The organism is Vibrio eleionomae (assembly GCF_009874545.1).
In the GTDB taxonomy this organism is placed as follows: domain Bacteria; phylum Pseudomonadota; class Gammaproteobacteria; order Enterobacterales; family Vibrionaceae; genus Vibrio; species Vibrio nitrifigilis.
Genome location: NZ_WEKT01000006.1, coordinates 16583 through 40694, shown reverse-complemented (window position 1 = coordinate 40694; position 24112 = coordinate 16583). Strand labels below are relative to the sequence as shown.

General features: G+C 44.1%; 22 protein-coding genes and 1 tRNA gene. 13 read left to right on the top strand and 10 right to left on the bottom strand.

Annotation, left to right across the window (positions count from 1 at the left end; genetic code table 11):
• The 7 genes from fdhD (at window position 1) to hypB (ending at window position 7396) form a co-directional block, all read left to right on the top strand.
• Window positions 1-831: a formate dehydrogenase accessory sulfurtransferase FdhD gene (fdhD, locus tag F9817_RS05450; RefSeq protein ID WP_161153946.1), complete on the top strand. Its 831-nt coding sequence runs from the start codon at window positions 1-3 to the stop codon at window positions 829-831.
• 312 nt (window positions 832-1143) lie between these two features.
• Entirely contained in the window at window positions 1144-3573 is a 2430-nt protein-coding gene (gene hypF, locus F9817_RS05445) for a carbamoyltransferase HypF (protein ID WP_161153945.1), read from the top strand.
• A 27-nt stretch (window positions 3574-3600) separates the two neighbouring features.
• The gene (locus F9817_RS05440; protein ID WP_161153944.1) at window positions 3601-3855 is read left to right on the top strand and encodes a HypC/HybG/HupF family hydrogenase formation chaperone; all 255 of its coding nucleotides are present in this window, start codon (window positions 3601-3603) and stop codon (window positions 3853-3855) included.
• Window positions 3852-4985: a hydrogenase formation protein HypD gene (hypD, locus tag F9817_RS05435; RefSeq protein ID WP_161153943.1), complete on the top strand. Its 1134-nt coding sequence runs from the start codon at window positions 3852-3854 to the stop codon at window positions 4983-4985. The genes F9817_RS05440 and hypD overlap by 4 nt, the downstream gene beginning before the upstream one ends.
• The gene (gene hypE / locus F9817_RS05430) at window positions 4982-5980 is read left to right on the top strand and encodes a hydrogenase expression/formation protein HypE (protein ID WP_161153942.1); all 999 of its coding nucleotides are present in this window, start codon (window positions 4982-4984) and stop codon (window positions 5978-5980) included. The genes hypD and hypE overlap by 4 nt, the downstream gene beginning before the upstream one ends.
• Before the next feature lie 9 nt (window positions 5981-5989).
• Window positions 5990-6331 carry a hydrogenase maturation nickel metallochaperone HypA gene (gene hypA / locus F9817_RS05425; RefSeq protein WP_161153941.1) on the top strand — a complete coding sequence of 114 codons (342 nt, stop codon included), beginning with the start codon at window positions 5990-5992 and terminating at the stop codon, window positions 6329-6331.
• The gene (gene hypB / locus F9817_RS05420) at window positions 6332-7396 is read left to right on the top strand and encodes a hydrogenase nickel incorporation protein HypB (RefSeq protein ID WP_161153940.1); all 1065 of its coding nucleotides are present in this window, start codon (window positions 6332-6334) and stop codon (window positions 7394-7396) included.
• Between the two features lie 80 nt (window positions 7397-7476).
• Here the strand turns inward: hypB and F9817_RS05415 are convergent, their stop codons facing one another.
• The 4 genes from F9817_RS05415 to F9817_RS05400 all read right to left on the bottom strand — a co-directional run bounded on the left by F9817_RS05415 (window position 7477) and on the right by F9817_RS05400 (window position 13549).
• On the bottom strand, window positions 7477-9231 hold the full coding sequence (locus F9817_RS05415) for a bifunctional lysophospholipid acyltransferase family protein/GNAT family N-acetyltransferase (RefSeq protein ID WP_161153939.1): 1755 nt from the start codon (window positions 9229-9231) through the stop codon (window positions 7477-7479).
• Window positions 9232-9376: 145 nt separating this feature from the next.
• A complete protein-coding gene (locus F9817_RS05410) occupies window positions 9377-10768 on the bottom strand; it encodes an NAD-dependent succinate-semialdehyde dehydrogenase (RefSeq protein ID WP_161153938.1) in 1392 nt (463 codons plus the stop codon).
• A gap of 432 nt (window positions 10769-11200) precedes the next feature.
• The gene (locus F9817_RS05405) at window positions 11201-12667 is read right to left on the bottom strand and encodes a leucyl aminopeptidase (protein WP_161153937.1); all 1467 of its coding nucleotides are present in this window, start codon (window positions 12665-12667) and stop codon (window positions 11201-11203) included.
• 234 nt (window positions 12668-12901) lie between these two features.
• The gene (locus F9817_RS05400) at window positions 12902-13549 is read right to left on the bottom strand and encodes a glutathione S-transferase family protein (protein WP_161153936.1); all 648 of its coding nucleotides are present in this window, start codon (window positions 13547-13549) and stop codon (window positions 12902-12904) included.
• Window positions 13550-13660: 111 nt separating this feature from the next.
• On the opposite strand from F9817_RS05400, the gene F9817_RS05395 reads away from it, so the two are divergent.
• On the top strand, window positions 13661-14509 hold the full coding sequence (locus tag F9817_RS05395; protein ID WP_161153935.1) for a LysR family transcriptional regulator: 849 nt from the start codon (window positions 13661-13663) through the stop codon (window positions 14507-14509).
• Between the two features lie 60 nt (window positions 14510-14569).
• Here the strand turns inward: F9817_RS05395 and F9817_RS05390 are convergent.
• The 5 genes from F9817_RS05390 to rpsU all read right to left on the bottom strand — a co-directional run bounded on the left by F9817_RS05390 (window position 14570) and on the right by rpsU (window position 19321).
• A tRNA-Ile gene (locus F9817_RS05390) sits at window positions 14570-14645 on the bottom strand.
• Between the two features lie 154 nt (window positions 14646-14799).
• Window positions 14800-16683, bottom strand: a complete 1884-nt coding sequence (gene rpoD / locus F9817_RS05385; RefSeq protein ID WP_161153934.1) for an RNA polymerase sigma factor RpoD — start codon at window positions 16681-16683, stop codon at window positions 14800-14802.
• Between the two features lie 102 nt (window positions 16684-16785).
• Window positions 16786-18534, bottom strand: coding sequence for a DNA primase (gene dnaG, locus F9817_RS05380; protein ID WP_161153933.1), 1749 nt, complete (start codon window positions 18532-18534; stop codon window positions 16786-16788).
• A 96-nt stretch (window positions 18535-18630) separates the two neighbouring features.
• Window positions 18631-19074 (bottom strand): GatB/YqeY domain-containing protein, encoded by a 444-nt coding sequence (locus F9817_RS05375; RefSeq protein WP_161153932.1) that lies wholly within the window; start codon window positions 19072-19074, stop codon window positions 18631-18633.
• 31 nt (window positions 19075-19105) lie between these two features.
• Complete coding sequence (gene rpsU / locus F9817_RS05370; protein ID WP_001145625.1) at window positions 19106-19321, bottom strand: 30S ribosomal protein S21; 216 nt, start codon at window positions 19319-19321, stop codon at window positions 19106-19108.
• Between the two features lie 255 nt (window positions 19322-19576).
• On the opposite strand from rpsU, the gene tsaD reads away from it, so the two are divergent.
• Window positions 19577-20599: a tRNA (adenosine(37)-N6)-threonylcarbamoyltransferase complex transferase subunit TsaD gene (gene tsaD, locus F9817_RS05365; RefSeq protein ID WP_161153931.1), complete on the top strand. Its 1023-nt coding sequence runs from the start codon at window positions 19577-19579 to the stop codon at window positions 20597-20599.
• A gap of 105 nt (window positions 20600-20704) precedes the next feature.
• Window positions 20705-21517 (top strand): alpha/beta fold hydrolase, encoded by an 813-nt coding sequence (locus F9817_RS05360; RefSeq protein ID WP_161154037.1) that lies wholly within the window; start codon window positions 20705-20707, stop codon window positions 21515-21517.
• A gap of 72 nt (window positions 21518-21589) precedes the next feature.
• On the opposite strand, the gene plsY is transcribed toward F9817_RS05360, so the two are convergent.
• Complete coding sequence (gene plsY / locus F9817_RS05355) at window positions 21590-22195, bottom strand: glycerol-3-phosphate 1-O-acyltransferase PlsY (protein ID WP_161153930.1); 606 nt, start codon at window positions 22193-22195, stop codon at window positions 21590-21592.
• A gap of 191 nt (window positions 22196-22386) precedes the next feature.
• On the opposite strand from plsY, the gene folB reads away from it, so the two are divergent.
• From folB to F9817_RS05340, 3 genes are read left to right on the top strand one after another with little or no spacing between them, the layout of a single operon-like run.
• Window positions 22387-22740 (top strand): dihydroneopterin aldolase, encoded by a 354-nt coding sequence (folB, locus tag F9817_RS05350; protein ID WP_161153929.1) that lies wholly within the window; start codon window positions 22387-22389, stop codon window positions 22738-22740.
• On the top strand, window positions 22737-23237 hold the full coding sequence (gene folK, locus F9817_RS05345) for a 2-amino-4-hydroxy-6-hydroxymethyldihydropteridine diphosphokinase (protein ID WP_161153928.1): 501 nt from the start codon (window positions 22737-22739) through the stop codon (window positions 23235-23237). Before folB ends, folK begins: the two co-directional genes overlap by 4 nt.
• Window positions 23238-23241: 4 nt before the next feature.
• Window positions 23242-24012, top strand: a complete 771-nt coding sequence (locus F9817_RS05340; protein WP_161153927.1) for an undecaprenyl-diphosphate phosphatase — start codon at window positions 23242-23244, stop codon at window positions 24010-24012.
• Window positions 24013-24112 lie beyond the last annotated feature (100 nt).

The following is a 24112-nucleotide window of genomic DNA, read 5'->3' as shown; positions in this document are numbered from 1 at the left end:
ATGAGTGTTGAGTTGTCTCCCGTCGATTTCCCAGCTTACAAGAGCAAGCCAATGATCCGTTATCAACAGGGGAATGATGGACAGCAAGAAGAAGACGCCCTTATTCAAGAAACGCCAGTCGCCATTGAGTTTAATGGTGTTGCGTACACTGTCATGATGTGTACGCCGATGGATCTAGAAGAATTCGCGGTTGGATTTGCTTTGACTGAAGGGATTATCGATCAGCTCAAAGATGTTCATGATGTTGATATTGAACAGCAAGACAATGGTATTACCGTTAACGTGCGAATTGCTAATCGTTGCGTTGATCGCTTGCAACAAAAGCGCCGTTCACTCGCCGGTATGACAGGGTGTGGCATTTGCGGTACAGAAAAACTTGATTCGGTATGCCGTTATAGTCAACCTCTACCTACCTCAACGTCTTTTGATATCGAAAATTTGCAGTACGCTTTAGACAACTTACATGCTCATCAAGTGTTAAATCAGGTGACAGGTTCATCTCACGCCGCGGCCTATTTGTCTGCTGAAGGGGAGATAGAGGCAATATTTGAAGATGTTGGTCGCCATATTGCGTTAGATAAGTTAGTGGGATGGGTTTTGCGTCAGCAAAAATCGCAAGGAGCCATACTGGTAACCAGTCGAGCCAGCTTTGAAATGGTCCAAAAAGTGGTCGCAAGTGGGGTGCAGTTCCTTTTTGCTGTATCAGCTGCAACCAATATGGCGGTGGAAATGGCGGATCAGCTGAATCTTACTTTATGTGGTTATTGTCGACGTGGTCGTGCCAATATTTATACACACCCTGAAAGACTCAATTTTCCAAGTGAAAAATAATACGTTGATGCAATGTGAATTTTCATTATATGCAGTTATCCCTCAGTCACTTATTAATTAGTTATTTTTAATAATACATATGGATAATAACTGCATTTTTTAGATCTAAATATAATAAAAACAAGCACGAAAAAAATGTTTGCCATGTGCTTGATTTGGGTCAATTAACAGAACTGTATATTCCCACTATCTTCGATAAAATAGGCGTCAGTTAAATATNTATTCATTGTTTGCATTAGGTGGATATTAGTTTTAGACGTTAATTATGTCGATTATCAATAAAATATGCTGGTGTAACTTGGAGCACTAATTATGCTATCCCGCCGTTTAATTCATATCACTGGAGTGGTTCAAGGGGTTGGGTATCGACCTTTTATTTATCAGTTAGCCACCCAGTATGAATTGGCAGGATCGGTGTGTAATGACACGGCTGGCGTGCAAATTGATGTGCAAGGTCAGTGGGAAAACATCGATGCTTTTATTGATCAGGTACAGAAGAAAACACCGCCTTTATCCCGAGTTGATCGCATCAGTATTAAAGAGCATCAGCTTCATGCGGTGAGTGAGTTTTCGATCGTCACGAGTGACAGACAGCATGATGTGATGGTTAGTGTGGCACCTGATCAGGCCATGTGCCCTGATTGTTATCGAGAGTTACACGATCCCACTTCGCCCTATTACCGTTATCCGTTTATCAACTGCACAAATTGTGGTCCACGTTTTACGATCATCAAACAGTTGCCTTATGATCGTGAATTCACCTCGATGGCAAACTTCGCTTTATGCCCAACGTGCGAAAGCGTTTATCACGATCCAAACGATCGTCGTTACCATGCTCAGCCAGTCAGTTGTGATCATTGTGGTCCGCATCTGTCATGGTTCTATTCTGCGGAAGATTCAGAACCCGCTCAGATAAAAGAGCATGCGTTGCAAGAGGCGGTAAATGGTTTAGCCAAAGGCGGCGTGATTGCGCTAAAGGGCATTGGTGGTTTTCATCTTGCTTGCGACGCCACCAATGAGTTAGCGGTACAACGGTTACGTCAATTAAAGCATCGCCAGCGTAAACCGTTAGCCATCATGGCGACTGATTTACAGACTGCGCAGCAATTGGTCGTGGGAGAGTCGGCAGAGTGGCAGGTATTACAGTCACAAGCTGCCCCCATTGTATTGATGCGTCGGCGCGACGATGGGCTTAGTCTTGCGCAGTCAGTTGCGCCCAATATGGCTTTTTTAGGGGTGATGTTGCCTTATTCACCTTTGCACGTGTTGTTAATGGAAGCGTTAGCTGATTTGGGTGTAAGGGCATTAGTCATGACTAGTGCCAATGTTTCAGGCGTGCCACTGGCGACACAACGTGACGAGATTGCTCAGCAATTTGGCGGTCAACTCGATGGTGTTCTCGATCATAACCGAGAGATTGTGAATGCTTGTGATGACAGTGTGGTGCATTTAGCGGCTGGGGAAATACGAGTATTACGTATGGCGCGAGGGTTTGCACCCTATAGCCAGGCTTGTGATGGTATTCAAATGCCCATTATCGCAGTTGGCGCGCAGCAAAAGTCGAGCGTAGCGTTTGCCCTGCCCGGACAGTGGATGCTCTCTCCTTATATCGGCGATATTGATGATATTGATACACAAAGCCGTTTTATCACCATGAGTGAGTATTTTCCTCACCTCTATCAAACTCAGCCTAAGCAATGGATCAGTGATTGTCATCCTGGTTATTTCTCTACTCAATTTGCGACAGAACAAAACGAATCAGTGATTTCACTGCAGCATCACTACGCCCACCTTCTTTCAGTGATGGCTGAACATCAATATACCAAGTCCGTCTTAGGATTCGCTTTTGATGGTACTGGCTGGGGAGAAGATGAAACCGTATGGGGTGGGGAAGTGATGGTCGCTGATATCGATGGTTACCAGCGTATTGCTCAGTTAAAACCTTTTCGTTTGATAGGACGTGAACAAGCCATTCATCAACCCGCACGAATTCTTTACGCCATGCTGCTGGAACATCTGTCTGTCGAACAAATTAGAGCGCTCGATTTAGCCATTTTTAAGTCGTGGAGCCCTGACTATTTCGACAACTTATATAGGTTGTGGCGCAGTGAAAAACATTCCCCTTATACCAGTTCGATTGGGCGTTTATTTGATGGTATCGCTGCATTGCTTGAATTGGTGTCGACGCCCGATTTCGAAGGGGAAAGTGGCTTAATGATGGAGCAGATTGCTGAGCTTTTGGATCATAGGTGTCCAAATGATCCTAAAGCTGTACAGGATTGCTGTTATTTAAATGAAAAGTTAATTAAATCAATAAGTAATAAGCATTTAGATCATGGTGTTCTAAATGCTAGCAAAGCTGAACATAACGAAAAGGGTGAACCATTCTATCTGCCTTGGAATGAACAGAATCAGTTAGATTGGTGGCCAATGTTAGAGGTGCTGATTCAGGATAAAACTCAGCATGATAAAGGGTGGCAGAGTCAAGTCAGTGCGGGGTTCATTGACGCCTTAGCGCATGCCATCGTGGTAAAAAGTCAGCAATACCTTGAACTGCCTGTTGTGCTTTCTGGCGGTGTGTTTCAAAACCGCCGTTTATTAAATGCGGTGGCTCAGGATTTTACACAACAGGGTCGGCAGTGGATGAGTGGAAAAGTTATCCCAGTGAATGATGGCGGTATTGCAGCCGGTCAGCTCTGGTATGGCATTCATCACCAGACTCAAACCGATAGAGCGAACTGAGCTCTGTCATCAACAAGAGAAAAGATTATGTGTTTATGTATTCCATCCTGTGTGGTCAGTGTTGATATAGATAACGCTACGGCCAAGGTTGAAACGTTAGGCGTAATACGAGAAGTCAGTATTAGTTTGATAGAAGATCCTGTCATCGTTGGTGAACACCTGTTGATACATGTTGGCTTTGCTATTAGCAAAATTAATCAACAGGAAGCAGAAGAGAACCTAAAGATGTACCAGTCTTTGCTCAATGAAATGGAGCAAGATCATATGCAGGTTATGTTATGAGTTTGAGCAGCCAATTGTATGATGGGTATCGTCAACCTGAGGTGGTGAAAGCGTTAGCGGACAAGATCGCGCGAAAAGCCCAAACGCTCACCAAGCCTCTCTATATCATGGAAGTGTGTGGTGGCCATACTCATACAATAATGAAGTATGGTTTGAAGCAGCTATTACCCGACAATTTGCACTTTGTGCATGGTCCGGGCTGCCCAGTATGCGTGATGCCTAAAGAGCGAATTGATCAAGCGATTGCGTTAGCCATGACCGAGGATGTGGTTTTGGTTTGCCTTGGCGACATGATTCGGGTTCCGGGGTCTCAATTATCACTGGCTCAATGTCGCGCTAAAGGGGGCCGAGTCGAACCGGTATATGATCCGATGGATACACTGCAGATTGCGGCGCAGAATCCAGATAAAAAAGTGGTGTTTTTTGCGATTGGATTTGAAACCACGACACCAATGACTGCTGTGCTGGTGGATATGGCGGAAAAACGCGGCTTAGATAATCTCTATTTTCATATTAACCATGTTCTTGTACCACCAGCTATGCATGTGGTTATGGCTGACAAAGAAACCCCTATCAACGCATTTATTGGCCCTTCGCATGTGAGTGCAATTACTGGTGCAAAAATCTACCAGCCGATTGTTGATGAACATCATATCCCTATTGTGGTCGCCGGGTTTGAGCCTGTTGATGTGTTGGAATCTGTTTTGATGTTGGTCGAACAAGCGGCCGAGCGTGAACACCGTTTGGATATTCAATACAAACGTGTGGTTTCTATGGCAGGGAACATGGCTGCCCAAAAGCTCATCGATAAAATCTTTACTGTGCGAGAAAGCTTTAATTGGCGTGGGTTAGGTCCTATTCCTCATTCTGCTCTTCGTCTGCAAGATCGTTACGCTCATCGCGATGCAGAAATTGAATTTAAGGCCATTTTACCGACTCATGCTGTTGCTGATCATAAAGCGTGTCGTTGTGGAGATATTTTACGTGGCTTAGCGACGCCTGCTGATTGCAGAGTATTCGGGAAAGGATGTACTCCAACTCGCCCAATGGGGAGTTGTATGGTCAGTTCGGAAGGGGCGTGTAACGCCTATTATCGCTATGCGGGAATAATGGAGGAAAGCTTGTCATGAGTCGCCCACAACAGGTTCAACTTAGTCACGGCGGTGGCGGACGTGAGATGAATGATTTCATCCATAACCTTTTCTTTCGTCGTTTTGAAAACCCATTATTAAAAGCGGAAGATGCGGCCACTTTCACTTTGAATGGACCGGTAGCGATGACAACCGATAGCTTTACGGTTGAACCGCTATTTTTTGCTGGTGGCAATATTGGTTCTTTGGCTATCGCAGGTACTATCAATGATTTAGCCATGGTTGCCGCTCAACCCAAATATCTCACCTGTAGCTTCATTCTTGAAGAAGGTTTTCCATTTAGCGATTTAGAGCGCATTGTCGATACGATGGCTGAGGAAATCGTGCCAACCGGTGCGCAAATTGTATGTGGTGACACGAAAGTTGTGCCGAAAGGGTGCGCTGATAAGGTGTTTATTAATACCACGGGTATCGGTGAAATTGTGCTACCGAATGTCTCAGCGAGCCAGTTGCAGCCTACGGATGTTTTATTGGTTTCTCGCGATATCGGTCGTCATGGCGCTTGTGTATTAGCGGCACGTGAATCTTTGCGTTTGGAGAGTGAGATTGAAAGTGATTGTGCAGCTTTATGGCCAATTGTGAACACTTTGCTGAACAAGGGGATTACGCCACGAGCAATGCGTGACGCCACTCGAGGCGGTTTGTCGGCGGTACTTAACGAATGGTGCCAAAGCTCGAACGTGCAAATGCGTTTAGATGAGCAAGCCATTCCTGTAGATACTGCGGTCAAAGGGGTGTGTGAGCTGTTTGGCTTTGAACCTTATGATCTAGCCAATGAAGGTACCTTTATTCTCGCGGTTCCAGCTCAGCAAGCGCAAGATGCCTTGTCTGTGTTGCAGGTTTTTCAAGCGCAGGCTGCGATCATCGGTGAGGTCACCCAAGGTTCTCCAGCTAAGCCTATCTTGTGTAGCCCTTGGGGAAGTAAGCGCTATTTGGATTTTCCTGTTGGCGAATTGTTACCAAGAATTTGTTAGGAGCACCTGATGCACGAATTATCCATGAGCATTAAAACGGTTGATATCGTGGTTGAGCAAGCCAAGTTACACCATGTCAGCAAGGTCACCGGATTAACGTTAAGTATTGGCGCTCTCTCTTGTATAGAACCCGATGCGTTGCGCACCGGTATTGAATTTGCCAGTCGAGATACTGTGGCAGAAGGGGCGAGATTGATGATTGAAACCATTGCTGCCAGTGGTACCTGCTTGGATTGTGGCACCCATGTGGATATTCGTAGCCATATGGATGCTTGCACAAAATGTCAGAGCTATAACTTGCGTATTGAAACGGGTGAAGAACTTCAGATTAAAAACATTGAGGTAGAATAAATGTGTACTGTTTGCGGCTGTGGTGACAGCCATATTGAAGGTCACCAGCATGAACACGATCATGCCCATCCACATGCTCACGAGCACCATCATGGACATGATCACCACCACGATGCGGAACACGCATCAACTCAATCTGTGGTCATTCATCATCACTATTATCACCATGGTGATGTACATCATCATGTGCATTATCACATTGAAGGCTCTGCTGGCTCAGAACCTCACTCACATGATCACAGTCATAGCCATCCCCATGAACACTCTCATCAACATCCCCACGATCATGAATATGAGCATGCTCATCATCATGAAAGTGATGGCGTGGTCGCGAGTAATGGCGATCTACATTTTGGTCAAGGTGAAGCCCAGACTCATGTCGCAGGGGGTTCACAGAAACAGTTGATCAGTATTGAGCAAGATATTTTAGGTAAGAACAATCAAGTTGCTGAGCATAATCGTCAGCATTTTATCGCACAAAATCAGTTAGCTCTGAATTTAATGTCTAGCCCTGGTTCAGGTAAAACAACGCTTCTTACTGAAACGATCGAGCAGATCAAGAATCAAATCGGTTGTGCGGTGATCGAAGGCGATCAGCAAACCAGTAATGATGCGGATCGGATCCGCGCGACGCAAGTGCCTGCTATCCAAGTGAATACGGGAAAAGGGTGTCACTTAGACGCCGATATGATCCACCAAGCGTACCATCAATTGGGAGACTTAGAGCAGGGGGTGCTGTTTATTGAAAACGTCGGTAATCTGGTTTGCCCTGCAAGTTTTGACTTGGGCGAGTTTTCTAAGGTGGTGATCTTATCGGTGACCGAAGGAGCGGATAAGCCGCTGAAATATCCAAATATGTTTGCCGCCTCTAACCTAATGATCATTAATAAAATTGATCTCTTACCTTATGTCGATTTCGATGTTGATGAATGCATTGCGAATGCGAAAAAGATCAATCCAACTATTCAAATCCTGAAGCTTTCTGCTCGTACAGGAGAGGGGATGGAAGCATGGACCAGTTGGTTGATTGAACAACAACAACGTGTGTCTCTTGTTGCTGCGTAACAGGCGTTGTTGGAGAGAATAGAAAGAATAAACGGCTACTTTGAGTAGCCGTTTATCTTGTTCAAGAGAGTAAGTTGAGGCTATTTGTGTCGAGTTAAATATTCGCCAGCTTGCTCACACCCCATGTATCGTCCCAATGTTCTTTTGGGAACATGACGCAGGTCTACAACGATTAAGCCATCAAGAGCGTCATTAAAGTCAGGGTCAACGTTAAAGCTGACCAGTTTGCCATTCAAGCCAAGATATTGCCTTAACAGTACCGGTATGCCTTTTCCTTCATCAATACGAGCAATGACACGACTAAGAAGCTGCAAGTCGGCTAACGAAGTCAGTAAGCTAGAGTTCCACTGTGCTTGACCTGTAGTCGGGAGTGGGTTTGTTGCTGAGACAAAATCAGCTTGCGTATTATCGTAGTAATGCAGTGTCATGGTATCGGCTAATAAACGCCGAGCCTGCTCACTGTAATCATTACTGATACTCACAGGGCCAAAAAGGTGGGTATATTCCGGATGTCGATAGACATATGTAGCAATACCTTTCCATAACAAGAGTAGTGGAGCCATCGATTTTTGGTAGTGATGGTCAACAACAGAGCGTCCCATCTCTATCGCTTTACCCATGTTATCCATAAACTGACGATCATAATGAAATAGCGTACTTGAATAGAGACTATCGATATCTCGATGAGCAAGCAGTTGATCCACTAACCCAAGCCGATAGGCACCGACTAATTGCTGTTGTTCATGATCCCAGATGAAAAGGTGTAGGTAGTCACGATCAAACTCATCGATATCAACGGCGAGGCCCGTGCCTTCTCCTACTAAACGAAAATTCTCTTCTCTAATGCGACCAATCTCCAACAGGATGGACGGAATTTTGTCTGCTGTTGTGCAGTACACATCGAAATCGCTGTGGCTAAGTAGCTTATCGTCTGTTGGTAGGTGATTGAGATCGTGGAGAAGATCGGCAAGTGGTAGGCGAGGAGCAATAGGCGCTAAGGTCGTATCACCGCTGGTTTTATTCCGTTTTTCACTGGATACCTGTTGTAGAAGATAGGTATTAAGGCGCAGATAATTCACCATTTGCTCATCGCAGAGGTGGTGAACCTCTTTATAGTGAATGGCTTCGCCAATTGAGATCTGAATACGAGATTGTGTTTTGTTGAGCAGTTCTCGGCCGAGCATTAGAGTGCGTAGCAGCGGGTGGATTTTTCCAGCCATATAGAAACGTTTCGAGTTATGGCCATCAATGTAAACAGGTACTGTGGTCGCTTTGTGTTTTTTCACTAAGCGGCTCACTGATTGACTCCATTCTTTATCTTCTAAACGGCGCTGTTTGTGATCAACTAATTGGGAGACTTCTCCTGCTGGGAAGATTAACAGCAGTCCACCTTGATCCAAGTGCTTGTGTGCTCGGCGCATTGCCATCAGATTCGCTTTCGCTGCTTTTGCCCCTTCAAACACATCAACACCGATGAATAGCTCATCTAATTCCGGGACAGTTTTTAGGTAGTGGTTAGCGAGAATTTGCACATCTGAGCGTTTCTCTAGCAATAACTCCGCTAGGATAACCCCTTCAACACAACCTAACGGATGATTTGCTACCACAACGGTCGCGCCACTTTCTGGTACGTGGTTAATCGACCCGCGAATGACTTGGTAATCAATATTGAGTACTTCTAGAGTAAAGCGCAGGAACTCTCTCGTATTACAACCCGCAGGGCGCTGAGCGTAAAATTTATCGAGCTGACTTAGGCCTGTCGCCCATTCAGCAAAATGTTCACCAAGACCAAAAGGTGTTTTCCTTGGCAGTTTAAACGGGCTAGTTGATAGCATATTAACAACCTCACACTATGGGTGATATTGAGGTTTATGCTAGAGAGCGTCTATGTCAGTAAGGCTGCAGATTGGTGAGGATTTGGTGGCGATTTAATGACAAAATGATGAAGGGCATAATGTATGCCCTTCAATTTATTGAGATTTAGAAAGGTGCGTCGATATCAACGATATTAATTAATTTGTGGTTCACAAATTCTTTAATCCCTAAATCGATCAGTTCACGGCCGAAACCAGAATTGCGTACCCCACCAAATGGTAAGTCAGCTTTCACCATTGTTGGGTGGTTTACAAACATCATGCCGGTTGAAACCTGTTGCGCGACTCGTTCACCGCGTTTTTCATCAGCAGTGAAAACAGAACCACCTAAACCAAATGGTGAATCGTTAGCGATTGCAATGGCATCCGCTTCGTCTTTAGCGCGCAGAATCATGGAAACTGGGCCAAAGAACTCCCAGTAATACGCTGGGTTATCAGGTGTGACATTGGTCAAGATAGTCGGTTGAACAAAGGCACCATTAGCTGGCACTTTAGTGCCTACTTCTGTTGCGGTTGCTCCATGTTTGACTGCTTCGGCGATTTTTTCTTTCACTTCATCAGCTGCGCCTTGTGAAGAGAGTGGTGCCAACGTTGTGGTTGGGTCCATTGGGTCACCCGCTTTGAGAGCAGCAACGCCCTCAGTGTATTTAGTCAAGAATTCATCATAAACATTATCTTGAATGATCATGCGTTTAGATGACACACATACCTGACCACCATTCCAGTGACGACCAAACACAGCCCATTTTACGGTTTTATCCATTTCAGCGTCATCGAGTACGATGAAGGCATCTGCACCGCCCAGCTCAAGTGTTGATTTCTTCATTGCTTTGCCTGCTTGAGAAGAGACAATGGCACCTGCGCCTTCAGAACCTGTGAGTGCCACACCGCAAACACGTGGATCGTTAATGATGGTTTCTACTTGGTGACGAGTTGCGTAGAGATTTTGAAATGCACCATTTGGTAGACCAGCCTCAAGCATGATATCCACAAAAGCGGCTGCAGATTGCGGTACGTTTGAAGCGTGTTTTAGTAATAAGGTGTTACCTGCTGATAACTGTGGCGCAAGGATACGAGCAATTTGATAGAACGGAAAATTCCATGGTTCGATAGCAAGCAGCACACCAAGAGGATCGTGGACAACTTTTGCTTTACCTTCTGCTGGATCGGCAACTGGAAGCTCTACCGGCGCAAGTAATGTTTCTGCATTTTTTACATAGTATTCCATGATTTGCGCAGACAATTCGACTTCTGCTTCTGCTTCACCAATAATTTTACCCATCTCTAAGGTAAGAATTTCTGCATATTGGCGTTTGTTCTTACGTAGGATATCTGCGGCTTTTTGTAGAACATCAGCACGGTGAGCGAAGGAGGTTTCTTTCCAACCAAGGAAAGCTTCATGAGCAGCCGCTAGAGAATGTTGCACTTCTTCATCAGTGGCATCCGGAAAAGTTTTGATTAGTTCCCCAGTGTATGGGTTGGTTGTAGAGTAACTCATTGATAATTCCTTTTGGCGTCTTTACTTATTGTTAGACTTTTGGGTCACGGTAAATGGAGTCGTGCTGCTAAGCAGTGCCGACTGTTAGTGCTCTGTCACAAGTTGTTCTTATCGGTTGAGTATTTGTTTTAGCAGATAAGCTGATAGTGAATACTGCAGGAATAAGAGCGGCATCAGGTTGGACTGACGGTGACTTATAGTTCGGGCAATCACGGTGTATCGTGGCCACATTAGTTATATTCGTACGGTTTAAAAAGGGTATGGCACCCGATTAAAAACCATACGGTTACAGTTGTTATAAAATATCCAAATAGAGTTTACAACCCTTTAACAGTATTAAATTTTGTGCGTATTGTTGTATATTATTGAACACAATAAAAAAGCAGCTATAAAAGCTGCTTTATCAGTATGAAATGTTGATAACTCAATTAGTTATGCTTCGAATTGCTCTTTTACTAAGCGATCAAGAAGACGAACGCCGAAGCCTGTCGCACCTTTTGGCTTATTCGGTAGACCTTCTCCAGTCCACGCTGTACCTGCAATATCGATGTGTACCCAAGGTGTTTCATTTTCAATAAAACGGTATAGGAACTGAGCAGCGACGCTCGAACCACCGATACGCAATTTATTGCCATTGTTACGCATGTCAGCGATTTCGCTTTTGAGTAAGCGATCAAATTGGCCACCCATAGGTAAACGCCATACTGATTCTTGTTCTGTTTCACCCGCCGCGGTAATTTGCGCACTTAACGCATCATCATTTGAGAAGATACCTGCAATTTCTTCACCAAGAGCAATTAGCACTGCACCTGTTAGTGTTGCAAGATCAAACATCGCTTTAGGTTTAAAAGTTCGTTGGGTATACGTCATTAAATCACACAATACGAGGCGACCTTCGGCATCGGTGTTCATTACTTCGATGGTTTGGCCCGACATGCTGGTCACAACATCACTTGGGCGCTGTGCTTTATCACTTGGCATGTTTTCAACTAAACCGAGTACACCGATAGCGTTGACGTTGGCTTGGCGTTTCGCCAGTGCCACCATTAAACCAGTAACCGTAGCGGCGCCGCCCATGTCTTCTTTCATGGTGTTCATCGAAGAGTTAGGTTTAAGAGAAAGACCGCCGCTGTCGAAAGTGACCCCTTTACCTAAGAAAGCCACAGGAGCCTCATCGTTATTCGAACCGTTATATTTCAAAATTACCATTAGGCTCTCATGCATAGACCCTTGGCCTACACCAAGTAGAGCACCCATTCCGAGTTCAGCCATTTGCTGACTATTTACGACATCAATCTCTAGTCCATAGGGAGCGAGTTTTTGGCAAAACTCAGCAAAAGACTCAGGATAAACGACGTTAGCAGGCTCCCAAACAAGATCACGAGTAATCGTAATCCCTTCAGCAACGGCTTCTAATGGTGCGTAAAGAGCTTGTGCTTGTTCTGGATTAGTAGTGAGGAGGTGAGCTTCTGTGAGTAGATATTTAGCCTGAAGCTCACTACGAGTGCGATATTTATCAAAACGGTAGTTAGACAGTTGCAGGCCATAAGCGAACTGTGCGGCTTGTTGCTCTTGCTCAGCCAAAACCGTGATAGTCGTTAGTTGGTAAGTCTCAATTTGTTTTACCAATGTATCTGCGGCATGTTGAGTATCAATATCACTACCGTTACCTGTACCTAAAATGACAATACGGTTCAGTTCACTATTGGCAGGAGCAACGATATTGATCAGGCTATTTTTTTTACCTGAAAATTGTTCTACCTGAATCGCTCTAGTTAATGCGCCTTGAGTTTTTTCATCCAGTTGTTTGGCATACTCAGAAAGAGGGGCATTGTCATTGACAAGAACAACAAGTGTTCCCGAATTGGGTAAAGCGATTGAGGAAAAATGAATCTTCATCTGTGAGGTATCCTTACGTAATTATTGTGTCAGTATCAAATGGAAAGCGCTGTCGGTAAACCGAAATATCACGCTATTGATACTTTTATAACAAAAAGAACCAGAACACGGTTCTGATTCTTTTGATTCATTAGGGTAAGGGATGAGAGATCGCTTCGCAACCTCATTCAATGATGCCCAATGGCACGATAAGAAGGAATACGTAAGTCTTATCACGCCGTGGAACGAAGCGATTTAAACTGGTGTACCCACTTCATCCTCATCAACAATATCGGTTTCGAGACTGGCTTCTTGCAACCAACGTTGGATTTCCGGGCTATTAAGCACTTTTTGTTGGTATTGCTTGGCGGGAGCTGAAAGCTCGATGCCATAAGTGATAAAGCGCAGGGCAACAGGGGCAAACATAGCATCGGCAATAGACCAATCACCGAACAACCAGCCTTCTGGGTATTGCTCCATCTGTTGTGACCATAATTGCTCGATACGTGCGATATCTTTTTGCGCGGCTTCACTGAGAATGACCTCACGACGAGCTCGGCAGTTCATGGGCATTTCATTGCGTAGTGCAACAAATCCTGAATGCATTTCACAGCTAACCGCTCGAGCATGGGCTTTTTCGTTCGCTGATGCAGGCCACGCTTTACCTGCTAAGTAGGTCTCGTTGACATACTCTAAAATTGCCAGAGACTCCCATACTGAAATCTTTCCATCGACAAGCGCCGGAACTTTAGATGTCGGAGTAATATCACCTAAGGTATCGTAGAACTCGGAAGTGAACAGTGAGAGTTTCTTACATTCAAAATCAAGATCGTAATGTGCAAAGATAGTCCATGCTCGAAGTGACCACGTCGAATAATTTTGGTTTGCGATATAAAGTTGCATAACATAACTCCTTGTCCTTTGGTTATGAGTTAGCATAGGGAAGAGTTTTGATGCTGACTAACGGATAGTATTGATAACAACTATTAATAAAAACGATGGGTGATCGAATACATGGATATTGATTCTTTACGTAGCTTTCTCGCCTTTGTCGAAACAGGCAGTTTTACTCGAGCTGCGAAGCAGATTTGCCGCACCCAATCAGCATTTAGCGCACAGATGCGCAAACTAGAAGAAGAAGTGGGCAGTGAATTATTTGTTCGTGATGGGCGTAACCTTGCTCTTAGTGAAGCTGGAATTAATCTGATCAATTACGCCAGTGATTTAATTGAACGTCACGACAGTGCGTTAGCGGACTTAAAAAAATATAAAAATAAACAGCCACTGCGTTTGGGGTGTCCAGAAGATTACAATGACAAGGTGCTACCTAAGGTTATTGAGTCTCTGATGATGGCAAAGCCTGCATGTTCTATTCAGATCTTCAATGAGCCTAGCTCAGTGCTTCGCAGTTGGCTAGATAACGGTAAACTGGATGCTGCGATAGTCACGCGTCACTCTAATAGTGAAGAAGGGTATTGGATTACCAGCGATCAAGGTGTGTGGATTGGTGCAAACCCTGATTCAGGCAAGTACGGAGATGTACTTTCGCTCGCCTTATTTCAATCGGATTGTCGTTATCACGCAGCTGCGATTGATGGACTAAACAAGCGTGGTATTCCGTTTCGTTTGATTGCCTGTAGTAATACCTCATCGGCGCAAAGAGCCATTGTTCGTCAAGGCTTAGCCATAGGTGCTATGGGGCGACTGAGTGTGACGGATGATTTAACGATTCTATCTGACTTACCCGTATTACCTGCTGTGGATGTCGTGCTATTAGTAGGAGCGCGTGCTCATCCACTTCTACCCAGACGGTTTTTAACGTCGCTCAGCGAGTTATTTACCAGTGAGACTTCAATTGCTTAATAGTCTAAAAGCTAGAAACGAAAAAAGCCTGATGAGTTTCCTCATCAGGCTTCCGTAATTTGGTGGCCCCTCGCAGACTTGAACTGCGGACCAATCGATTATGAGTCGACTGCTCTAACCACTGAGCTAAGGGGCCAAACTGGTGAATGATTATAGGGGATGGGATGGGGCGTGTCTAGATGCTATAGGGGTCATTTGCGCTTAGTTTTTATTCACTTAGAACGACAAATAAAAAAAAGGTGAGCCAACGCTCACCTTTTTTCTGTTTTTGCTTAAAAAGTCATCACGACTTATTCGTCTAGGAAGCTGCGCAGAGTTTCTGAACGGCTTGGGTGACGAAGTTTACGAAGCGCTTTTGCTTCGATCTGACGAATACGTTCACGAGTTACGTCGAACTGTTTACCCACTTCTTCAAGAGTGTGGTCAGTATTCATGTCGATACCGAAACGCATACGTAGTACTTTCGCTTCACGAGGAGTCAAACCCGCTAATACATCACGAGTTGCTACTTTCAAGCTAGTTGAAGTTGCAGAATCAAGTGGTAGTTCTAGCGTTGTATCCTCAATAAAATCACCTAGGTGCGAATCTTCGTCGTCACCGATTGGTGTCTCCATTGAGATTGGCTCTTTCGCGATTTTCAGTACTTTACGAATCTTATCTTCAGGCATTTGCATGCGCTCTGCCAATTCTTCAGGTAATGGTTCGCGGCCCATTTCTTGAAGCATTTGACGTGAGATACGGTTCAGTTTGTTGATCGTTTCGATCATGTGTACTGGAATACGAATCGTACGTGCTTGGTCTGCGATCGAACGAGTTATTGCCTGACGAATCCACCATGTCGCATAAGTTGAGAACTTATAACCACGACGGTATTCGAATTTATCAACCGCTTTCATTAGACCAATGTTACCTTCTTGGATTAAATCCAAGAATTGCAGACCACGGTTGGTGTATTTCTTAGCAATTGAAATAACCAGACGTAAGTTCGCTTCAACCATCTCTTTCTTCGCTCGGCGAGCTTTTGCTTCACCGATAGACATACGGCGGCTGATGTCTTTAATACGACGAACTGACAGTGATGTTTCACGTTCGATGTTATCCAATTTTTGGATAGAACGACGAATATCATCTTCACGTACGCGGACTTTTTCTGCGTACGGTTTATCAGATGCCAAGATTTCATCTAACCATGCTTCACTAGATTCATTACCAGTAAATAATGCGATGAAAGACTTCTTCGGCATTTTTGCGTATTCCACAACGTTCTTCATGATAAGGCGTTCTTGAGTGCGAACGCGATCCATTGAAGTTCGTAGTGTATTAACAAGATGATCGAACTGTTTTGGTGTTAAGCGAAATTCGCGGAACACTTCTTGAACGAGATCCGTTGCTTTTTTAGAGGCTTTACTTTCATCACCGTGCTCATTGATAGCAAGTTGCAGATTCTGGAACTCGTTACGTAAGTTAGTGAATTTCTCTAAAGCAAGCTCAGGATCGATACCAACATCTTCTTCTTCTTCAGAATCGTCGTCGTTATCTTTCTCATCGTCGTCTTCATCGTCGTCATCGTTTTTCGAGATGTCGTTACTTTCTTCTTTTAGGTCTTTTGCTGAAAGTTCTGAACCGATGTGAGTAGCAGTTGGCGCTTGGCCATCTTCATCGTCAGGATCAACAAAGCCTGTAATAAGGTCAGTAAGACGAAGTTCCTCTGCTTGAACTTTATCAAATTGTTCAAGGATGTACGGAATCGTACCAGGGTATTCCGCCACAGCGCTTTGAACTTGGTTAATACCATCTTCAATGCGCTTAGCGATATCAATCTCACCCTCACGGGTTAACAGCTCAACGGTACCCATTTCACGCATGTACATGCGAACAGGATCGGTCGTACGACCGATTTCATTTTCTACGCTAGAAAGTGCGGCTGCTGCAGCTTCGGCTGCATCTTCGTCGGTGATATTGTTATCATCGTTTAACGCGAGATCATCGGCATCTGGAGCTGTTTCAACAACCTTGATACCCATGTCGTTAATCATTTGAATAATATCTTCTACCTGCTCTGAATCTACGATTTCAGCGGGTAGGTGGTCATTTACTTCGGCGTAGGTCAGATAGCCTTGCTCTTTGCCTTTAACAACAAGTAGTTTCAGCTGTGACTGCGGATTTTGATCCATAGACGGTATCCAACTTCGTATCTGGTGAAGGAATAAAGTATGCGAAATGCAAACCACGTATTATAACAAATTGAGACTCTGCTGACTATCTATTAATCAGGGTTACGCTTTCAGGTCGTTCATTAACGCCAGAAGCTCCCTCTTTTCATCGACTGATAAACCGATGCTTCTGTCTTTAGCGAGCAAGGTTTCAATTTGTTTCTCTACACACTGGGCTAAAATTTTGTCCAATGAGTCTAAAAATAGTTCTTCTTGATTGTCTTCAACAAGAGGTATATCCCAACTTGCTAGACGAGAAAGAAGTATCTCGTTTTTTTTGTTTCGCCAGTGCTCCATGAGCTGGCCAGTAGTGATATGGGGATGTTGCTGGCATTTATCAAGGACCTCTACTAATAGAGATAATCCCGGAATCTCCAGACCTCTGACAGCTGATAGATTTGGCACCATTTCAGCATAGCTCGGATTCTGGAGAAGCAAAGCTATTACTTCCCTCATCGGGGTACGTTTTATCTCTTTATGTGGCTGCGGGCGTGCATTAGTTTCCTGATTCACGACCGGTTTTTTGTAAATGCCTGTTTTTTGTTCAAGAAGTCTAAGTAGTTGTTCTTGAAGATATTCATCAGGGACTTTACGAATTAAAGGTAGTGCTAATGCTTCAAGTGCTGCTTTACCTTCGTTATTGCCCACATCAACCTGTGTCAAAAGATTGCTAAATAAATATTTCGATAGAGGTTCTGCTGCTTGAACTTGTTGTTCAAATGCATCTTTACCATATTTTCGAATATAACTATCCGGATCTTCGCCATCAGGTAAAAAAAGAAATTTCAGTACATTACCGCTTTTCAGGTAGCCCAATGCGTTTTCTAAAGCACGCCAAGCGGCTTCACGACCCGCACGGTCTCCATCATAGCAGCACACGACGGTATTTGTTTGGCGAAACAGTAATTGTAAATGGTCGCCAGTCGTCGATGTTCCTAATGATGCTACGGAATAATCCACACCATATTGTGCTAATGCCACCACATCCATATATCCTTCGACCACCAAAATTTGTGGTGGTTCACGGTAGGATTGGAGCACTTCATAAAGGCCATATAGCTCTTTACCTTTATGAAAAATTGGCGTTTCAGGCGAGTTTAGGTATTTCGGTGTACCATCGCCTAATACCCGCCCACCGAAGCCGATCACTCGACCTCGGCGATCTCGAATGGGGAACATTACCCGGCCGCGAAAACGATCGTATCGATTGCCTTTGTCGTTCTCGATGAGCATCCCGCCAGTGACGAGCATATCTTGAACATTTCGGCTTTGACCAAAGTTTTTGCGGACCGAATCCCATTCGTCAGCCACATAACCAATACCGAATTTCTGAACAATTTCCCCCGAGAGACCGCGATTTTTTAGATAATCGATAGCGACTCGATTGGAGGGGACTTTTAATTGTTGACGGTAATACTGAGCAATACTGCCCATTAGGTCATAGAGGCTACGTTTTTCTTCACTATTCGCTTTCGGTGTATTGGAGCGATTTGATGAAGGGGTGGAATTCGCTTCTCTAGGGACTTCTAATCCTAGTGATGAGGCGAGTTCTTCAATGGCTTCTGGAAACTCCAGTCGCTCATATTCCATAAGAAAATCAATGGCATTACCATGCGCCCCACATCCAAAACAGTGGTAAAACTGCTTTTCTTGGCTAACGCTAAAAGAGGGGGTTTTTTCATTATGGAATGGACAACAAGCAGAGTAGTTTTTGCCCTTTTTTTTAAGTTTTACACGTGCGTCGATAATATCGACAATATCAAGTCGAGCCAGGAGATCATCAATGAAACTACGAGGAATGTGTCCTGCCATAAAACCTAAAAGAAAGTCCCAATTTATTGAAGAGAGATACAAACAAGCCGTGCATTCCAGAGGATAGCACGGCTTGATGTAATTAGGGGTGGATAACTAAGCGAGTTGAGCTTTCACTAAACCACTTACTTTACCCATATCAGCGCGCCCTTGAAGTTGCGGTTTCAAAAGAGCCATCACTTTACCCATGTCTTGCATACCTTTAGCCGAAGATTCTGTAACTGCATTAGCAATTAATGCTGCAACTTCTGTCTCAGTCAAAGGCTGAGGCATAAATTCCTCAAGTACAGTGATTTCAGCTTTTTCCGCGTCAGCTAGATCTTGACGACCTGCTGATTCATATTGAGCAAATGAATCGCGACGCTGTTTAACCATCTTAGTCAATACAGCAACGATCTCATCGTCAGAAAGAGTAATTCTTTCGTCGACTTCACGCTGTTTAATGGCTGATAAGGCCAAACGAATTGTGCCAAGGCGTATTTTATCCTTGGCTCTCATCGCAGATTTTTGCTCTTGTTTGAGTTTATCAATAAGAGCCATAACGGATTTCCTTAGATTTGGAATTCAGTTATTAGTACAAGCGAACGCGACGTGCGTTTTCGCGAGCAAGCTTCTTAGCGTGACGCTTTTGAGCTGCTGCTTTAGCGCGTTTGCGAACTGTAGTTGGTTTTTCATAGTGCTCACGACGACGCACTTCAGAAAGGATACCTGCTTTTTCGCAAGAGCGCTTGAAACGACGTAGAGCAACGTCGAACGGTTCGTTTTCACGTACTTTAACTACTGGCATATGCCTTTCACCTCAGGGGTTAATTCGTTAATGCTGGTATTTCTTCACCAAAACGTGCTCAGTGTTTTTTGCAAAACAGTGAGCTGTTGGGTTTATAACCAGCGAGATCAAAAATGGTGCGGAATTTTAATCCGAACCTCACCTCTTTGTAAAGGGTTTTGTCGCCCATAGTCTGTACAAAATTTGTTTGTAATGCAAACCCGAGGTAACATGGCGCCAATTTTGAATTCTTAATGGCAGCGTGCGAAGAAAATTATGCGCATTATTGGTATTGAAACCTCTTGTGATGAAACGGGTGTAGCGATTTACGATGATGAGAAAGGCCTCTTGGCTCATCAGCTTTATAGTCAAATTAAACTCCATGCCGATTATGGTGGTGTGGTGCCAGAGTTGGCATCACGTGATCACGTTAAAAAAGCTGTACCATTGATTAAACAAGCGATGGCAGATGCCAATTTGACGCCTGCAGATATTGATGGTGTGGCCTATACAGCGGGCCCAGGTTTAGTCGGCGCATTGTTAGTGGGTTCTACCATTGGTCGTAGTTTAGCTTACGCATGGAATGTGCCTGCAGTACCGGTTCATCATATGGAAGGACACCTGCTTGCGCCAATGCTAGAAGATACGCCACCGGAATTCCCATTTTTAGCCTTGTTGGTGTCTGGTGGGCACACCATGATCGTTGAAGTACGAGCTATTGGTGATTATAAAATTTTAGGCGAGTCGATTGATGATGCCGCAGGTGAAGCCTTTGATAAAACGGCTAAGCTCATGGGGCTGGATTATCCTGGCGGTCCATTGCTAGCTAAATTGGCCGAGAAAGGGCATGCGGGACGTTTTAAATTTCCTCGCCCAATGACGGATCGCCCTGGCTTAGATATGAGTTTCTCTGGATTAAAAACGTTTACTGCGAATACAATCGCAGCACAAGGTAATGACGAACAAACTCGTGCCGATATTGCTTATGCATTCCAAGAAGCGGTTTGTGATACGTTAGTGATTAAATGTCGTCGTGCCCTTGAGCAAACGGGACTAAAAAGAATTGTGATTGCTGGTGGTGTGAGTGCGAATAAGGCGCTTCGTCAGGCATTGGAAATGCTTGCGGCTAAACGAGGCGGTGCGGTGTATTATCCTCGTACTGAGTTTTGTACTGATAACGGTGCGATGATCGCCTACGCGGGCATGCAACGTTTGAAAAATGGTGATGTGACCGATTTGAGTTTGGAAGCAAAACCTCGTTGGCCAATAGACCAATTGAACCCAATTACGAATCAGTGATTTTATTGGGTTTGAGCCAAGAGTGAACGATGAACGGCTACCTGTATTGGTGGCCGTTTTATATTGAAATGAAACAGATAGATAAATAAAGATAGGGACTCTATGATGAATACCTTTGTAATCGATGGTTGCACCATGAGTTATATCGATCAGGGTGAAGGTGAAGTGATTGTGCTCGGCCACAGTTATCTTTGGGATAGCCAAATGTGGGCTCCACAAATTGAGGAGCTTAGTCAGCATTACCGTTGTATTGTTCCTGATTTATGGGCTCATGGGCAGTCAGACATGGCGCCTAAAAGCACACGCGGCCTACGCGATTATGCGCTGCATATTCTGGCTTTAATGGATCACTTAGGGATTGAACATTTCTCGATTGCAGGTTTGTCGGTGGGGGGAATGTGGGGAGCGGAAGTCGCTTTAAGTGCTCCAGAGCGAGTTAAGAGCTTAGTATTGCTAGATACCTTTTTGGGCTTAGAACCACAAGTCACACACGATAAGTATTTCGCGATGCTGGATGCTATTAGCCAAGCAAAATGTATCCCACAGCCAATCGTTGATAGTGTGGCTCCGCTGTTTTTCTCCCATCAAGCGGAACAAACACATCCTCAATTAGTGTCTGCTTTTAGAGAGCATTTAAGTCGATTAGAAGGAGAAGCTGTCGTTAATACTGCTCAAGTCGGTCGTTGGGTATTTGGACGTCGTGATGCATTGGATGAGTTAGAACATTTGGCTCTACCCGTATTGATTGCGGTAGGAGCTGAGGATAAACCTCGACCAGCTTTGGAGTCGTATTTGATGCAAGATGTGATTGATGGCAGTCAGTTAGAGATTATCCCTGCAGCGGGGCATATCAGTAATTTGGAACAGCCTGAAATCGTTTCTGAGATGTTACTCAAATTCTTCGCTAAGTTTGCTTAGTTATTGTTTATCTATATAAAAGCCATGATATACATGGCTTATTTATCACGTCTAGTTTGGGCTAGAACACGTTTAATCTTCACTTACGAGCTTTTTTTCGCCCACCTTAGGTTCTGTCCCTAAAAATAGCCGTTTAATATTTTGGTGATGGCGCAGTACGATCAAACAGCACAACATCGCAACTGGTAGTGTGTATTGAGGTTTGATCATCCAAGTGTAAAGCGGTGCAAGAAGCACGGTGACTAATGCAGCTAATGATGAATAGCGAAATAAAACCGCGATTGCGAGCCAAGTTGCCATAATGATTGCGGTAAGATCTAACCCGATAGGGGCAATGGCACCTAATGCGGTCGCAACACCTTTTCCACCTTTAAAGTGAAAGAAAATAGGATACATGTGACCTAAGCACGCGGCTATCGCAATGATACCTAAGACAAAGGGAGGAATTTCGAGAAAGTAGCTGCCCCAAACAGGAATAGTTCCTTTAAGCATATCGAAAAAAAGGACTGCAGCGGCTGCCTTTCTGCCGCCGATTCTAAGCACATTCGTTGCTCCTGGGTTTTGAGACCCTGTTTCTCTTGGATCAGGAAGGCGCAGTAAACGACAGATCAATACGGCACTGGATATCGACCCAAGCAAATAGGCGAAAATCGTCATAATCAGTGCCAATGGAGTCATAATTGCCTCTAAGTCGATATTTATCTACATAAATCGCCGTCTATTTGACCAGATAATTAACCAAAAATAAAAAACTATCTGAAATTTACACCTAAGTTTGGATTCGGTATATGATATTGCGACTAACAGATAGTACGATGTTTTCATCGATTTGGGTATCCGACCTGTATGTAAAAGGAAACAAATAAATAATGGATAAAGTTTTTATCGACCAGCTTGAAGTTATTGCCACCATTGGTGTTTACGACTGGGAACAGCAGATCAAACAGAAACTCATCCTCGATATCGAGATGGCTCATGATAATCGTCCCGCAGGTTTAAGTGATAACGTTGTTGATGCGTTAGATTATTCGACAGTTAGTACTGCAATTATTGAACATATTGAATCTGGAGCATTTTTGTTAGTTGAGCGTGTAGCTGAGGAAGTGGCTGAGCTCATCATGACAAAATTCTCAGTGCCTTGGGTTCATATTCGTTTAACTAAGCCAAAAGCAGTTGCTCAAGCGCGTGGTGTAGGAGTGATCATTGAACGGGGAGAGTTATGATCGCAACCTATATAGGTATAGGTTCTAATATTGATCGCCATCGCCATATCGAATTAGCCATTCGTGAACTAAAAAAGTTAGGTCAAGGGCTTACTCTTTCTACGATTTATGAATGTGAGGCGATAGGCTTTAGCGGTCAGCCATTTTATAACTTAGTGGTAAGGTTCCATACCCAGTTATCTTTGCAGCAGTTGCTTAGTGAGTTGAGAAACATGGAATTACGCTTGGGCCGAGCTGTGGATGCACAGAAGTTTCAACCGAGAACCATCGATCTCGATATTATTTTGTATGGTGATATTTGTTCAAAACAGAAACCAGAATTACCGCGCTCTGACATATATCGCTATCCCTTCGTTATACAACCTCTATATGAACTTTGTCCGGAACTTATCATCCCAAATGACGGTCGTTCTATTCGGGATGTTTGGTCACAAGCCAAAGATTTAGATGTTCTCAATGCTATCGAACCTTGGTTCGACTTAACGATAATCGAGTAAATACATGGATATAATTCAAAGCGCAATCCTTGGCCTGATTGAAGGCGTTACCGAGTTTTTGCCTATTTCGTCAACAGGGCACTTAATTATTGCGAGTGAGTGGCTGGGTTTGCCGCAAACTGACAGTAACAAAGCCTTCGAAGTTATCATTCAATTGTCCGCTATTTTGGCGGTGTTAACGAACTATAAAGAACGTTTTCACCCTAAATATGTGTCATTGTGGGTCAAAGTTTTTATTGCCTTCTTACCGATCGCCGCAATTGGCTTCTTGTGTAAAGACATCGTGAAGTCTTTATTTACGATTGAAGTCGTGCCTGTGATGTTCATCATTGGCGGTATTATCTTTCTGATCGTTGAATGGTATATGAAGAACCGTCAACCGACGACACACACACTGGATGATATTTCATACAATCAAGCGATAGCGATTGGTATTGCGCAGGTATTTGCATTGATTCCGGGTACTAGCCGAGCTGGTTCAACCATTGTTGGGGCTCTACTGGCTGGGGTGAGTCGTACGGCGAGCGCTGAATTTTCGTTCTTGCTTGCTCTACCTGTGATGTTAGCAGCAAGTGGTCTAGATTTAGTGGAACACTATAAAGATTTTGCAGGTAGCCAAGCGACAACCCTTATTGTTGGTTTTGTGGTGGCTTATATTTCTGCATGGATTGTGATGAAGTTATTCCTCGCATTCCTTAATCGTTTCACCTTCAATGCGTTCGGTATCTACCGAATTGTGTTTGGTGCGGCGCTATTGTATTGGATTTATGCATAATCTAATGTACTGATACCATGATGCGTATAGGCCCTGTAAATGGGCCTTTTTTATGTCTAATGTAAGGCACGCGCTAATTTCTCGCATTGGCATGACACCT